Raw genomic sequence first — 14,450 nt, forward strand, 5'->3', positions numbered from 1 at the left:
ATGATCCCCATTACAGAATACGCAGGACGGGATGTCGCCGTGTTCGGCCTTGGCCGGACAGGCCTCAGCGCAGCAAAAGCGCTGAAGGCTGGCGGCGCACGCGTGCATGCGTGGGATGATAATGAGGAAATCCGCAACAAGGCCGAAGCCGCCGGTTTGACACTGTCGGATATCAACAAGCGCGACTGGCAAACCTTCGCTGCGCTCGTCCTGTCGCCAGGCATTCCCTACAAGTATCCGGCGCCGCACCGGATCGTGCGCATGGCCGAAATGACCGGCGTGCCGGTTGTTGGCGACATGGAACTCTTTGCGCGCGCCGTTCAGTCGCTGCCGGAACGTGGCCGGCCGAAGATTATCGGCATCACCGGGACAAACGGAAAATCGACCACGACGGCGCTGATCGGGCATATCCTGAAGCAGGCTGGCCGTGATGCGCGTATCGGCGGCAATATCGGTACCGGCGTGCTGGACCTTGCTGCCCTTCATGCCAACGCCGTCTATGTGCTGGAACTTTCATCCTACCAGCTCGACCTGGTGAAGAGCCTCCACTGCGATATCGCCGTGTTGCTGAACATCAGTCCGGACCATCTCGACCGTCATGGCGGCATGGAAGGGTATCAGGCTGCCAAGATGCGGATTTTCCAGAACCAGCAGAAGGGTGACGTGGCGATTGTCGGTTTCGATGACGTGATCACCCAGTCGATCGCCATCGGGCTGGCTGGACATGGCCAGGGCCGTGTGGTTCATGCGTCGTCCACCTACACCCTGGGGCGGGGCGTCAGCGCGATTGACGGGAAGCTGTACGACAACCAGTCGGGCAAGGCCGAACTGATCGGCAACCTGGCCGATTGTCCCTCTTTGCCCGGCAAGCACAATCACCAGAACGCTGCGGCGGCCTATGCTGCGTGTCGGGCACTCGGCATCGAGCAGCACATCATCATGGCCGGGCTCAAGTCTTTTCCAGGCCTGCCTCACCGACTGGAAACTGTCGGGGAAGTGGACGGCGTGCGCTTCATCAATGATTCCAAGGCGACCAATGCGCAGGCTGCCGAGCAGGCGTTGCGTGCTTTCAAGAATGTCTACTGGATCGCTGGCGGGGTGCCGAAGGCAGAGGGAATCGAGCCGCTGGAACCGCTGTTTCCGAACGTGGCCAAGGCCTACCTTATCGGCGACGCCGAAAACGCCTTCGCGGCGACACTGAAGGGAAAGGTCGCGCTGCAGAAATGCGGCACGCTTGAGAAAGCTGTCGAAGCGGCCCTGCATGATGCGAGGGCTTCGGGAGAAGCCAATCCCATCGTTCTGCTGTCGCCAGCCTGCGCCAGTTTTGACCAGTTCCACGACTTCGAACATCGCGGCGATGTCTTTCGCTCGATCATCCATGCGATGATGCCGAACGAGATAAGGGTGACGGCTTGAACCCAGCGCCCACCGCCTTGCAGTTTGCCCGGTCCGACACGTCGCGGCTGACCGAATGGCGCCGCACGGTGGACTGGGGGCTGATGGGCGGCGCGTTTTTCCTGATTGCCATTGGCCTGTTGATGTCACTGGCGGCAGGTCCGTCGGCCGCGATCCGCATCGGCTACGAAAACGAATATTTCTTTGTCATGCGCCAGGCGGCATTTGCCGCGTCTGCGGTCGTCATCCTGGTCGGCGTCAGCATGCTCGACCAGGCGTGGGCGCGGCGGCTGGCGGCATTCGTGTTTTTCACGGCATTGCTGCTGATGATTTGGATTCTTGTGTTTGGCCACGAAGCCAAGGGGGCGCAGCGCTGGCTGCGCATTGCGGGTTTCTCCCTGCAGCCGAGCGAGATGATCAAACCGGCGTTGATCGTATTGAGCGGTTGGTTGCTGGCCCAGCGGGAGACCTATCCGAGCGGGCCCTGGGCGGTGATTGCATTCGTTTTCTATGCCGTGACGCTGGGATTGCTGCTGCTGCAACCGGACGTGGGCCAGGCGGCGCTGCTGACTGCGGCCTTCGTCATAACGTTCTTCATCAGCGGCCTGCCATGGAAATGGGCTGCCGCTTTCGCGGGTGGCGGCGTATCGCTGGCGGGCCTGCTCTATGCGCTGCTGCCACATGTGCGCGCGCGCGTGAACAGTTTCGTCGATCCATCAGCTTATGACACTTACCAGATCGACAAGGCGGCCGAGGCCATCGGGCGTGGCGGCCTGTTCGGCGTTGGACCGGGGGAGGGGCAGGTCAAGGCGAGCCTGCCGGACGCGCACACCGATTTCATCTTCTCCGTAATGGTCGAGGAATTCGGGCTGGTGGCGGCGATTGTCCTGCTGGCCGTTTTCTCTCTGATGGTGCTTCGCGGCTTCCGCGCGGCGGCCCGGCTGGACGACGATTATTCCCGGGCGGCCGCTGCCGGACTGTTTTCGCTGTTCGGCCTTCAGGCCGCTATCAACATCGCTGTGAATGTTGCGCTCATCCCCCCAAAGGGGATGACACTGCCTTTTGTATCATATGGCGGCTCTTCGATGATCGGCACAGGATTGACACTCGGGCTTGCACTGGCCCTTGTGCGCGGACAAGGTACGCGCACAAGAGGCAGGTATGGGTGAAGTAAACACCGGAAAACTGGTGATAATTGCGGCAGGTGGCACCGGCGGACACATGTTCCCGGCGCGCGCCTTTGCCGATGAAATGCGCGAGCGCGGATGGAAGGTGGGATTGATCTCCGACCATCGCGGCTTGCGCTATGCCAGCGACTTTCCGGCCGAGTGGAAAGAAGAGGTGAAAGCCGCATCGCCGAACTTCCGCAAGCCATGGACACTTCCGGCGGCGGCGATGAAAATCAAGGCGGGTATCAATCGGGCGGTCCGCCTGATTGACGAGTCCAAGCCGGCGCTTGTCGCAGGGTTCGGAGGTTATCCAGCGTATCCTGCACTGGCTGCTGCGAAGAAGCGGAACGTGCCGATCATTATTCACGAGCAGAACGCTGTGCTGGGCCGTGTGAACCGGCAGTTCGCCCAACATGCCAAGCTGGTCGCCAGCGGATTCAACCGGCTCGACTTCCTGCCGCATGGCGCGGCCCATATGCCCATTGGCAATCCGGTGCGCGCACCGATTGTCGCTATGCGCGACATGCCCTATCCGCCCACCGACGGCAAACTGGTCCTGTTGGTGACCGGCGGCAGCCAGGGCTCCAGCATCATAGGCGATACGGTTCCGATCGCGATTGCCGACTATTTTCCGGCCTCTTTGCGCGGGCGCCTCAAGGTGGTGCAACAGGTGCGGGCGGAGCAAATGGAAGGCGTGCGCAATATCTACCGGCGCGCGCAGGTCGATGCCGATCTAGCACCTTTTTTTGCTGACATGCCGGAACGCCTTGCTTCGGCCCACCTTGTCGTGGCCCGGTCAGGCGCCGGTACGGTGAGCGAACTGGCGGTTGTCGGGCGGCCGTCGATCCTGATTCCACTGGCGATTGCCATGGATGACCATCAGTCGGCGAATGCAGAGGCGCTGACCGATGTCGAGGCGGCCGACGTGATCCTGGAGAGCAACCTTTACCCGAAGCTGCTGGGCAGCCTGATTGCGGTGCGACTGGAGCATGGCGACGACCTGCGCCAGCGTGCAGCCGCGGCCAGGTCTGTCGGCAAGGTCAACGCGGCCAGCGATCTCGCCGACATGGCCGAGCGCGTCGCAGAGCTATGAAGCCGGACCGGATTCGGTTACATCGCTGGGCTGATCCGGAGATTTAATCATGACTTCGCCCACCCCTTTCGACCTCGGCCCGGCCCATATCGTGGGCATTGGCGGTATCGGCATGTCGGGCATTGCAGATGTGATGCTGACCATGGGCTACCAGGTGCAGGGCTCGGACATTTCCGAAAGCGCCAATGTGCAGCGACTGCAGGAAAAAGGCGCAAAAGTCTTCATCGGGCACAAGGGCGAGAACGTGAAAGGCGCGGGCACGGTCATCATCTCGTCGGCTATCAGGAAGGACAATCCGGAAGTGCTGGCCGCGCGGGCAGCAGGGATTCCCGTTGTGCGCCGGTCCAATATGCTGGCCGAGATAACGCGCCTGAAATACACGGTTTGCGTTGCCGGCACGCATGGCAAGACGACAACGACGAGTATGGTGGCGTGCCTGCTGGACGGCTGCGGCATCGATCCGACGGTGATCAATGGCGGGATCATCCATGCTTATGGGTCGAACTATAAAGCGGGCGAGAGCGACTGGATGGTCGTGGAAAGCGACGAGAGCGACGGGACGTTTGCCAAACTGCATCCGACCTGCGCCATCGTGACGAATATCGATCCGGAGCACATGGACCATTACGGCTCTATGGAAAAGCTGCGCGAAGCCTTTGATACCTTTGTGGAAAACCTCCCCTTTTACGGGTTCGCCGTGCTCTGCACCGACCATCCCGAAGTGCAGGACCTGGCGGCCCGCGTCACCGACCGGCGACGTATCAGCTACGGATTCAACCGGCAGGCCGATGTCCGGGCGGTGAACCTGCAGACTGACCTCGACGGCGCACACTTTGATGTGGCCCTGCGGCGTCCGGGCTCGGCCACGCCGCGCGTGATCAAGGACCTGACGCTGCCGATGGCTGGCGAGCATAATGTGCAGAACGCGCTGGCGGCAATCACCGTGGCGCTGGAGCTTGGTGCAACCGACGACCAGATCCGGGCGTCACTGGCGGGCTTCGGCGGGGTCAAGCGGCGGTTCACGACGGTGGGGGAATGGGCGCCGGCAGGGGACGGCAAGGGCGCAGTGCGGATCATCGACGATTACGGCCACCATCCGGTCGAGATCGCGGCCGTCCTGAAGGCGGCACGTTCAATGCTCGGACAGGGCCAGCTGATCGCCATCTGCCAGCCGCACCGCTACACGCGCCTGCGTGACCTGTTTGAAGACTTTTCGCGCTGCTTCGATGCAGCCGACGAAGTGTTCGTCGCGCCGGTGTATGAAGCGGGCGAAGCGCCGATTGAGGGCATCACGCACGAGACCCTGGTCGCCAGTATCAAGCGGCACGGCCACCGGGGCGCGCATGTGCTGGCTTCGCTGGATGATTTGCCAGAATCCATCCGGGGCATTGCCAAGCCAGGCGGCATGGTTGTCTGTCTCGGGGCAGGCGACATCACCAAATATGCCGGCGAGCTGGCAGCCAAGCTCTAGGCCGCTTCGGGTTTCCCCGACGCCAAGCCAGCCGGAGGGGCGCAAAGGCCTTTCCTCGCGCTGCGGAATATCGCACGGTTGCGCCTGAGCGTCGGATAGAACGCACCGGGAGACCAGCATATGAGCGATTACGCAGACCCGTCCTTGCCGGCGGCTGAGGGCCAGATGGCCGAGATAGAAAAGGCCCGTCACGACGGCCGGTATATCGGGGAAGGCGGCGCCACCGGCAAGACGGGACTTGCCTGGGCCTGGTTCGAATGGGCCCGCAATCCGTATTACATCCTGATCGTAATCTATATCTTCGCACCCTATTTCGCCCGGGACATCATCGGCGGCGACCTTCTGTCCAGTGGCGCGCTGGATGGAATGTCGACCGAAAAGGCCCGCGCCGTGGCAGGGGCGCAAGGGCAGGCCACCGTCGCATCTGTAACGAAATGGGCCGGGGTGATCGCGGCATTGACGGCCCCCTTCCTTGGCGCAGCCTTTGACCGGGGCCTGAAACGCAAACCCTTCCTGTTCGTCAACCTGGGCATCATTGCCGCATCCAGTTGCCTGCTCTGGTGGGCCATGCCGGGCGGCGCGGGCCTGTCGACGTCCATGATCATGGGCCTGCTGATTCTCGCTTATGTTGCCTATACCTACAGCGAAGTGGCTCACAATTCGATGTTGTCGGATGCGGCCCGACCCGAGGCCCTTCCGGGTGTCTCCGGTCTCGGCCTGGCGCTTGGCAATGCCGGGGCCACATTGATGTTCATTGCGCTCGTCCTGCTATTCGCCTTGCCCGACGCGATCGGCTGGCCGTTCAAGCAGGCGGCATTCGGTATCGACTCATCCAAGTACGAGCAGTTCCGTATTGCAGGGCCGATTTGCGGGGTCTGGATCGTGCTGATGATCTATCCGTTCTTCCGCTACTCGAAAGACACTGGCGTGAAGGGGACGCCGATCGTTCCTGCGTTCCGTGATGGCATCCGGGGTGTGATCAACACGGTCAAACGGGCCAGCGAGCACCGCGAGGCATTCAAGTTCCTGATCGCGCGGACGCTATATGCCGATGGCATGGCGGCGCTGCTCGCCGTGGGAGCTGTCTATGTCAGCCTCTTCCTCGGTTGGGGCCTGATCGAGTTGACGATTTGCGCTATCTGGGCGTCGATGTGGGCCGTTGTGGGCGGTATTTTCGGAGGTTGGCTCGATCGCCGGATGGGCCCGAAGAATGCCCTGATCTTCGAATTGACCGGCATTGTCCTGATCCTGTTCTTCGGCCTGTCGGTAACGCGCGATTCGATCTTCTATGGCCTGATCGACAATTTCCAGGTTCTGAACTGGCGCTATTTCAGTTCGCTGTCCGACCTAACCTACCTGTTCCAGTATGCGCTCATCGCCGTGTTCGCCACGGCAAATATCTCGTCCAGCCGGTCGATGGTCGTGCATGTTGCCCCGGCCCACATGCGCGGGGAATTCTTCGGGCTGTTCGCGATTGCAGGCACCATTACGGTCTGGATGGGCCCGTTGCTGATCGAGTATTTTACCAAATGGTCCCAGGACCAGCGCGTCGGCATGTCCGCCATTGCGCTATTGTTCTTCCTGGGGCTCGCGATGCTGACCACAATCCGCGCAAGTGACAAGCCGGCTGCCTGACAAGGTGCCGACTTGCAATGTACCTTCGCGTCTGGTCCCGCAGCTTTCGTGCGGCTCAAGCCCGCTAGCTTGTCGGCCCGAATGACGTGCCATCGTCGTCGGCGTCATGCGTTCGGCTGATTTCATTCACGCGGCGCGGACGCAGGTAAAATTTGTCATCGACCGTCTTTTCGGTCTTCAGAACGTAGCCGAAGGGACTTTTGAACGTGTACTCAACTTCGGCGAGGATCACCGATCCGGGGGAGGGGATTATGCCGGAAGGAACCGTCATCGCGGCGCCCTGGGTATAAGCGGTGATATTGTAGGCGTCTGACCAGGCAACGCGCGCAACCCCGTCGCCATTATCGACGATACTCGTGATCCGGAGGTTGGCCGCGCTTGCATCATAGGGTTGCATCATCACCTTTGCTGCCGCGAACATTTCGCCCATATCGTCATCTGTCACGGTCGCCAGACGAGCAGTCAGGTCGCCAAGGCTGGCGCTGGTGGATGTGACCCGGCGGTCCATGCGCATGAGGAAGCTGAGCTCGATACAGCCGAAATAGATCAGGACCATGACCGGCGCGATGATGGCAAACTCCACCGCCGACACACCCTGCTCATTGTAGTGCAGGCCCTGTATGCCACGCCATTTCAGGCGGCGATTGATCCGGGAAAAAAGGGACTTGCGGGGCATGGGCTAGTCTCCAAAGGGTTCGTTGCGGAACACGGCATTTGCCTGCACGAGGTATTTTGAACCGGCCATGTTCGACAGAGGCGCTGTAATGAAAGGTGTCATGAGCCGCCATTCGTAGAAAACGCGTACGGCCACGATTTCGTTGGGGCCGCCCGGTTCGTACGTAAAGCCGGCTTCGTCGAAATTGCCGTCCATATCAATCGGGAGATCGAAGCTGGCGGCACCGAATTCATCAAGTGACTTGACGTCGATGTGCAGCTTCTCGTCGCAATCGAGCAGGCCATAAAAGCTGCTGCAGACCGACGCTCGGAAATTTACCTCGTTAAATCCGCTTTCCTGGGCCTGACCCGTGCGGATTTGCCGGGACGCATCTGCGACGGAGTGTTCAAGTACGGTCGATACGAGAAACATGAGGCAGACTTCGAGCAAGCCGAAAATCAGCAGAAAAAACGGAATGGCGACCATGGCAAATTCGACGGCCGCTGCACCGCGCCGGTCGTGGGCATACGCACTCCAGGAAGCCTGAAGGCGCGAACCGAGGATGCCGAAGCGGAAGCTGAACATTTTCAAACCTCAAACAGACGATTGTCTCAGCATCACCAGATACCAGACCTGGGTTTGCACCCGATTTACCGGATGTGTGAAATTTGATCGAACTGGCATCCGAGGGGGGAGCTGTCGGCCCCAAAAAAGCAAACGTCCGCTTTCGGCAAAATTATCGTTGCAATGTCCGAAAGCGATGGCGACCTAGTTGCCACTATTCAATTCCTGGGCAGCTTTTTGCTGCGTGAGCAGGGAATCGAAATAGTCGGCCTGGTCGCCTATGCTCATGACCGAACGGCATTCGGGGGCACAATCGTAGGTGAAATTCTGGCCCGAGCGATTCACGGTCACCAGATTTGACGAATTGATCGTGACAACCACTTCGGTCGAATAAATCTGGTCGCCAGCCTTGTTGAAGATCATGAGGTTGGTCGTGCCGAACGTTTTGCCTGTGATGAAAATGAGGTGTTCGTCGTGAACGGCGACGTCGGCGACATTCTTGTTTCCAAGCACAATGCTCGCCGCAGATCCTGAAACGCGAACGGGGATGGTCTTGTTGGCTTCGACTGACAATTGACCGGCCGCAGCAGTCACGGCGACCAGGGATCCTGCCAGTGCCAGTGCACACGACTTGGCCAATATGTTCATTTCTCAGGCTCCAGATTCAGCTTCGAGGGATTCTTCGCTGAAGAAGGTTGCCCTTTTCCTAATTACGCGGCGATCAGATAAATCCAAGATCACACGATAAGGGCGACTTTGACGATTTGCACGTTGGGCGAGAGTAAACAAAACCCTGATTTACCTTCACGGATTATCTTTATTCTGTAACGCGATATTGAGAATAGTTCTGTAGTTTCAGCGATGTCCCGGGAAGAAAAAAATGTTCGGGGCTTATTCAACGCATGATGGGAGTTTCCAATGTTTGCACGTTTTCTTAAAGATGAGTCTGGTGCCACGGCTATCGAATACGGCCTGATCGCTGCTCTGATCGCTGTTGCTATCATCGGTGGCGTTACCGCCCTCGGTAACAGCGCCAACACGACGTTCACGACCGTTTCGACGGCTCTTGACAACGCTCAATAATTCGTCGGCCGAATTTATTCGGTTCGCAGAAGGGCCGCCGGGGAAACCTGGCGGCCTTTTCTTTTGTCCCTGTACTTCGCGGGGCGGGCCCGGGAGCGCAGCGCAGAATTAAAAACTTCCTTCAGTCTTTTCCGTCACGGTGCGGCCGAATTGAAGAATGAAGGAGCGGACGAATGATTCTGAACATCCTGGGGGGCGTGTTCCTGGCCCTTTGCCTGTTTGCTGCCATGCATGATGTCAACCGTCTGACGATTCCGAACTGGCTGAACCTTACTCTTGCGGGCCTGTTTGTTCCTGCAGCCGCGATCTCCGGCGTACCGATGGAAATTATCGGGGGGCACCTGATGGTCGCCGCGCTTGCTTTCATGGTGGCTTTTGGTCTGTTCGCCTTCAATATTTTCGGGGGAGGGGACGCCAAGATGATTCCCGCCGTGATGCTGTGGCTGGGGCCAGGCGCCGGTTTTACCTTTCTCTTTATTATGGCGCTCGCAGGCGGAGCCTTTGCCCTGCTTATCCTGTCTGTCCGCCGCCTTATGCCTGCGGCGGCACTGCCGGGACTTATCCGTGCACCATTCGAAGAAAATGCTGGCGTTCCTTATGGAGTCGCGATTGCAGCAGGTGTGCTCGTCGCTGCGCCAGCGTCGCCATTCCTTGCCAACTTATTAAGCCAAATCAGTCTATTCAGTTAACCAAGCCTTAGTCCAGATCATGGAAGTATCCGATTTGGATGGGGTTTCAGCTTAGTTGCAGTTGTCCGCCGGGTTTAGTCATCACAAGGGAGTGGCGCCCAATGTCGCCGATGCGTCTTATCATTCTGTTCGGAGCTGCCCTGGCAGCGATGGCCGCCGCGTTTCTCGTTCGCAACATGTCGGCGCCGACGACAGTGACGCAGACTGTTACCGAGCTGCAGACAGAGATCCAGACCAAGCAGGTTTCCGAGGTGAAAGTTCTGGTTGCCCGGCGGGACCTGGCGATCGGTGATCGCCTGGCGACGAGCGATTTCGAATGGGCTCCCTGGCCGGAACTGAACATTGTCGAGGGGTACCTTACTGAGGCCGACCATCCAGATGGCATCGAGAAGATGGCTGGCGCAATTGTTCGAATTCCAATCTTCAATCGCGAACCGATCCTGCCTGGAAAATTGGTGCAGGCATCAGATTCGAGCCTGATGGCAGCTTTGCTGGCGCCAGGAATGCGCGCGATTTCTGTCGAGATTTCGACGGAGTCGGCGTCGGGTGGTTTTATCCTGCCGAATGACAAGGTCGATGTGATCCTCACGCATGAAGTGCAGGTGCAGACTGAACAGATGGTCACCGAGCGCCCGGCAACCACGACAATTATCAAGAATGTGCGTGTGCTGGCGATCGATCAGGTCTTCAAGCCTGATGAGAATGGCGGGTCTTCCCAGATCGGCAACACGGCGACGCTGGAAGTGTCGGCGAAAGAGGCCGAACTGGTGGCGCTGTCACAGCGCATGGGAACGCTGTCGCTGTCATTGCGCCCGTGGTCGGATGCCGGAGACGGCATGGGCCGCGAATCACGCACCGACATGTTGAGTGGGAATGGCGGATCTGGTGCCGGTGGCATCATGATTTACCGCAACGGCCAGGCCACATCGGCCGGGCTTGGGGGAAGCTGATGATGAACATGTCCCGCCCGTTTCGGAACTGCCTGGTGATGGCGCTCGTGGCGGCATTGCCGCTTTTCGCGCATGCGGCCCCCAATGACATGGGAACCACGATTACCGGACCTGGCGAAGCGAACGTTTCGCAGCGGGTTACGCTTGGATTGAGCAAGTCCATGATTGTCGACCTCGATGCGCCGGCCGCAGACGTCGTCATCACGAACCCTGCCATCGCCGATGCGGTGGTGCAGACGGCCAAGCGGATCATTTTTCGGGGTGTCGCCTACGGACAGACAAACGCCTTCGTATTCGACCGCGACGGCAACCAGCTCCTGAACCTGGAAATCAGTGTCGAAACCGACATGACCAGCCTTCACAAGCTGATCGAACGGCATGTGCCGGATGCGCGCGTCAATATCGAAGGGATCAATGGAAACGTCCTGATGACGGGTACTGTCGACGACATGGCGCAGTCCGACCAGGTGAAGCGGCTCGTTTCGGCGTTCCTCGGGGCCGGTGACGATATGCAGATCGTCAACATGATCCAGATCGCGGCCAAGGACCAGGTCATGCTGGAAGTGCGCATTGTCGAAATGCAGCGCACAGCGATCAAGCAACTCGGTATCAACCTGTCCGGCACGCCGGCCTTTGGCGATATGGCCAGACTGGTCGAAAAACAATTGTTTGCGGACACGAACGGCGACGGCGTTCCGGAATCCACCGGCACGACCGGTCTTGTGCCCGGCCTGCCGCAGACGTTCCAGGGCTCGCTTAGCGCCAGTAACAGCTTTCCGATCCAGGGCCAGGCACTTGGTGGTCTCGGCGGCTCCCTGACATATTCCAATTATGTGGGGTCCGACCTGCAGTCGAGCGTGGGTGCCACGATTGATGCGCTGGAACGCATTGGTGTCGTCAAAACGCTCGCCGAGCCGAATATTGTCGCCATTTCCGGCGAAAGCGCCAAGTTCCTCGCGGGCGGCGAATTTCCCGTGCCGGTAGGGCAGGACAATAGCGGTCGCGTGTCGATCGAATTCAAGCCCTATGGTGTAGGCCTTGGCTTCACACCTGTTGTCCTCTCCGAGGGCCGGATTTCGCTCAAGGTGTCGACCGAAGTATCGGAACTCACCAATCAGGGTGCCTATCAGGGCGCCTCGCAGACGGCCATCGATCCAGACGGCAACCTGATCACGCTGGCCGGTATCACGATCCCGGCCCTGTCGGTTCGCCGGGCAGAATCCGTGATCGAACTACCGTCAGGCGGTTCGATGATGATGGCCGGCCTGATCCAGTCCAAGACACGCCAGACGCTTGACCAGATTCCGGGGCTCAAGAAATTGCCGATCCTCGGGGCCCTGTTCCAGTCGCGTGATTTTCTCCAGGACGAGTCCGAACTGGTCGTCATCGTGACGCCTTACCTGGTCGATCCGACCCAGAAGAACCAGCTGCGGACGCCGGCCGATGGATATGCCAACGCCTCGGACGCCAAGTCGATCTTCTTTGGCAAGCTGAATGAACAATACGGCAAGGACGGCGCACCGGTGGATGCCGAGAATTACCGCTCCCCCGTGGGCTTTATTGAAGAGTGAGGGACGTCAGGATGAACCCGTTTCTTAAACCAACGCATGCCCTGTTCGCCGCTGGCTTTTGCCTGAGCGGCCTCGCCGGCTGTGCGAGCCATGCGCCAACGGCAGTGCCGAAAGCGTATCTTGAGGGCACAGCGCTTGATCGCAATGCGATCGGCGTGTCGAAGCGTACCGAATTCCTTGAAGTGGACATCAGCCCGGTTGCCAGCGAGCTTTCGCTGAAGGACCGCGCCAGGATTGAGACCTTTGTCCGCACCTATCGATCGAAGGGCCACGGACCGCTGATCATGTCCCTTCCGGAGACCAGCGACAATTCGCAACTGGCCGTATCGGCGGTTGCTGCGGCGCGCGAGATCGCCTGGCAGAACGGCGTCGAGTATGAAGAAATTGCCGGAAGCAGTCACGGTGCGGGTTCGGACAAGTCCGAGCCGATGATCCTGGCCTTCCAAGTTTATGACGCGATCAAGCCGGACTGCAAGTCCATGGCCGAATACGACGTGTCCGACATCCGTTCGAACAATGAAATGCCCAGCCTCGGCTGCGCTATCCGGACAAACCTTGCTGCCATGATCGCAGACCCGGCTGATCTTCTGGGCCAGCGTGAACTCGCCGAGGGCGACATGATGCGCCGAGAAGTGATCCTGCAGAAATTCCGCGACGGTGAAACTACGGCGTCCGCCCGCTCATCGGACGAATCCGGAACGATATCTGACGCGGTCAAGTAATAGCTGGCTGCCGAATAGAAGGACGAAAGTACAATGTCGAACGAAAAAGCGCTCTTTGAAGACGATTTCGATTCTGACTTCGAAGATGTCTTCGCGGAAGAAACCCCTGTCGACGAACTCGCTGCACCGGCCAATGATGCGTTTAGCGCCCTGATGGATGAACACAGTGTCGATCCGGTTGATGTGCCTGAGCAGAAACAGGTGGCAGCGGACCAGTCGATCTTCACGATGCCTGACCGGAACGGCGGCGATGTGCCGCTGCCTGCAATCTCGATCAAGGTATTCTACGAGCGTGAGGAAACCCGCGACCTGATGGAGGTGTGCTCGCGCGACCGCCGCATGGGCCGCGCCACGCTGGAATCGATTCCCGGCGGCATCGCGGCAGCAACGGCTTATATGGAGCAAAATCCGACCCCGAACCTTTTGATGGTCGAATCGTCCGCTTTGGCGCAGCAGGTGTTGGCCGAAATCGATGCGCTGGCTGAGCATTGCGATGAAAACGTGCAGGTCATGGTTGTCGGTGCCGTCAACGATATCAAGCTTTACCGTCAATTGGTCGCGCGCGGGGTCAGCGAATACCTCGTGCCGCCGTTTGACCCGATTCAGATCATCCGCTCGATTTCCAATCTTTTCGTCGATCCCGACCGGCCCTTCGTTGGCAAGCAGATCTCGGTGATTGGTGCGAAAGGCGGGGTAGGGTCTTCAACCATAGCCCACAACCTGGCTTGGGCCCTGGCGGAAAATGCGCGCGTCAACACGACACTGGTCGACCTCGATCTGTCATTCGGAACGACTGCGCTCGACTTCAACCAAGACACGCCGCAGACGATCGCTGATGCGCTTCTGGCCCCCGAACGGGCCGACGATGCCGTCATCGAGCGGCTCCTGGCAAAGGCGACCGACCGCCTGTCACTTTTCACGGCGCCCGCAACGATCAACCAGATCATGGACATTCCGGACGACGCTTTCAGCACGGTCATCGAGAGCGTCCGGCGCAATGTGCCTTATATGGTTCTGGACCTGCCGCACACGTGGAGCCGGTGGGTGCAGCGCACGCTTGTCGCCTCCGATGAGGTCATCATTGTCTGCCAGCCGGACCTGGCGTCGCTGCGCAACGGCAAGAATTTCATCGACCAGCTCAAGGGCCAGCGGCCCAACGACAATCCGCCGCGTCTCGTGCTGAACATGAGCGGTGTACCGAAGCGGCCTGAAATTCCGGTGAAGGATTTCGCGGCGGCTATCGGCGTCGAGCCGGAAATCATCTTGCCGTTTGAACCAGAGCTCTTTGGTACGGCAGCAAACAATGGCCAGATGATCTCGGAAACGGATGCAACATCGCGACCGTCGATGGCTATCGACCACTTGGCTTCCGTGCTGACGGGCAGGGCCGTCGCGCAGCCAGCGAAGTCGATATTCAAAAAACTCCTCGGCAAATAGAACTCAAGGGAAAGGG

At 59.4% G+C, this 14,450-nt stretch carries 14 protein-coding genes; 11 read left to right on the forward strand and 3 right to left on the reverse strand.

The features are described 5' to 3' along the window. The 5 genes from murD to AC0L7I_RS06550 all read left to right on the forward strand — a co-directional run bounded on the left by murD (position 1) and on the right by AC0L7I_RS06550 (position 6,763). The gene (gene murD / locus AC0L7I_RS06530; protein ID WP_473398742.1) at positions 1-1,416 is read left to right on the forward strand and encodes a UDP-N-acetylmuramoyl-L-alanine--D-glutamate ligase; all 1,416 of its coding nucleotides are present in this window, start codon (positions 1-3) and stop codon (positions 1,414-1,416) included. Beyond that, a complete protein-coding gene (locus tag AC0L7I_RS06535; protein WP_473398743.1) occupies positions 1,413-2,564 on the forward strand; it encodes an FtsW/RodA/SpoVE family cell cycle protein in 1,152 nt (383 codons plus the stop codon). The genes murD and AC0L7I_RS06535 overlap by 4 nt, the downstream gene beginning before the upstream one ends. Next, complete coding sequence (locus AC0L7I_RS06540) at positions 2,557-3,657, forward strand: UDP-N-acetylglucosamine--N-acetylmuramyl-(pentapeptide) pyrophosphoryl-undecaprenol N-acetylglucosamine transferase (RefSeq protein WP_473398744.1); 1,101 nt, start codon at positions 2,557-2,559, stop codon at positions 3,655-3,657. Before AC0L7I_RS06535 ends, AC0L7I_RS06540 begins: the two co-directional genes overlap by 8 nt. A gap of 49 nt (positions 3,658-3,706) precedes the next feature. Further along, complete coding sequence (murC, locus tag AC0L7I_RS06545) at positions 3,707-5,128, forward strand: UDP-N-acetylmuramate--L-alanine ligase (protein WP_473398745.1); 1,422 nt, start codon at positions 3,707-3,709, stop codon at positions 5,126-5,128. Positions 5,129-5,248: 120 nt separating this feature from the next. Further along, on the forward strand, positions 5,249-6,763 hold the full coding sequence (locus AC0L7I_RS06550) for an MFS transporter (protein WP_473398746.1): 1,515 nt from the start codon (positions 5,249-5,251) through the stop codon (positions 6,761-6,763). A gap of 64 nt (positions 6,764-6,827) precedes the next feature. On the opposite strand, the gene AC0L7I_RS06555 is transcribed toward AC0L7I_RS06550, so the two are convergent. The 3 genes from AC0L7I_RS06555 to AC0L7I_RS06565 form a co-directional block, all read right to left on the reverse strand. Continuing rightward, positions 6,828-7,439 carry a TadE/TadG family type IV pilus assembly protein gene (locus AC0L7I_RS06555; RefSeq protein WP_473398747.1) on the reverse strand — a complete coding sequence of 204 codons (612 nt, stop codon included), beginning with the start codon at positions 7,437-7,439 and terminating at the stop codon, positions 6,828-6,830. A 3-nt stretch (positions 7,440-7,442) separates the two neighbouring features. Further along, on the reverse strand, positions 7,443-8,003 hold the full coding sequence (locus tag AC0L7I_RS06560) for a TadE/TadG family type IV pilus assembly protein (protein WP_473398748.1): 561 nt from the start codon (positions 8,001-8,003) through the stop codon (positions 7,443-7,445). A 183-nt stretch (positions 8,004-8,186) separates the two neighbouring features. Beyond that, a complete protein-coding gene (locus AC0L7I_RS06565) occupies positions 8,187-8,630 on the reverse strand; it encodes a pilus assembly protein N-terminal domain-containing protein (RefSeq protein WP_473398749.1) in 444 nt (147 codons plus the stop codon). Between the two features lie 270 nt (positions 8,631-8,900). Here AC0L7I_RS06565 and AC0L7I_RS06570 point away from each other — a divergent pair, with 270 nt between their 5' ends. The 6 genes from AC0L7I_RS06570 to AC0L7I_RS06595 all read left to right on the forward strand — a co-directional run bounded on the left by AC0L7I_RS06570 (position 8,901) and on the right by AC0L7I_RS06595 (position 14,434). Next, a complete protein-coding gene (locus AC0L7I_RS06570) occupies positions 8,901-9,065 on the forward strand; it encodes a Flp family type IVb pilin (protein ID WP_473398750.1) in 165 nt (54 codons plus the stop codon). Between the two features lie 173 nt (positions 9,066-9,238). Continuing rightward, positions 9,239-9,754 (forward strand): A24 family peptidase, encoded by a 516-nt coding sequence (locus tag AC0L7I_RS06575; RefSeq protein ID WP_473398751.1) that lies wholly within the window; start codon positions 9,239-9,241, stop codon positions 9,752-9,754. 101 nt (positions 9,755-9,855) lie between these two features. Beyond that, a complete protein-coding gene (cpaB, locus tag AC0L7I_RS06580; RefSeq protein WP_473398752.1) occupies positions 9,856-10,704 on the forward strand; it encodes a Flp pilus assembly protein CpaB in 849 nt (282 codons plus the stop codon). Further along, complete coding sequence (locus AC0L7I_RS06585) at positions 10,704-12,275, forward strand: type II and III secretion system protein family protein (RefSeq protein ID WP_473398753.1); 1,572 nt, start codon at positions 10,704-10,706, stop codon at positions 12,273-12,275. Before cpaB ends, AC0L7I_RS06585 begins: the two co-directional genes overlap by 1 nt. Positions 12,276-12,286: 11 nt before the next feature. Further along, the gene (locus AC0L7I_RS06590; RefSeq protein WP_473398754.1) at positions 12,287-12,997 is read left to right on the forward strand and encodes a CpaD family pilus assembly protein; all 711 of its coding nucleotides are present in this window, start codon (positions 12,287-12,289) and stop codon (positions 12,995-12,997) included. Positions 12,998-13,030: 33 nt separating this feature from the next. Continuing rightward, positions 13,031-14,434 carry a CpaE/TadZ family protein gene (locus AC0L7I_RS06595; RefSeq protein ID WP_473398755.1) on the forward strand — a complete coding sequence of 468 codons (1,404 nt, stop codon included), beginning with the start codon at positions 13,031-13,033 and terminating at the stop codon, positions 14,432-14,434. Positions 14,435-14,450 lie beyond the last annotated feature (16 nt).

This window comes from Hyphomonas sp. J20-32, from assembly GCF_055808555.1.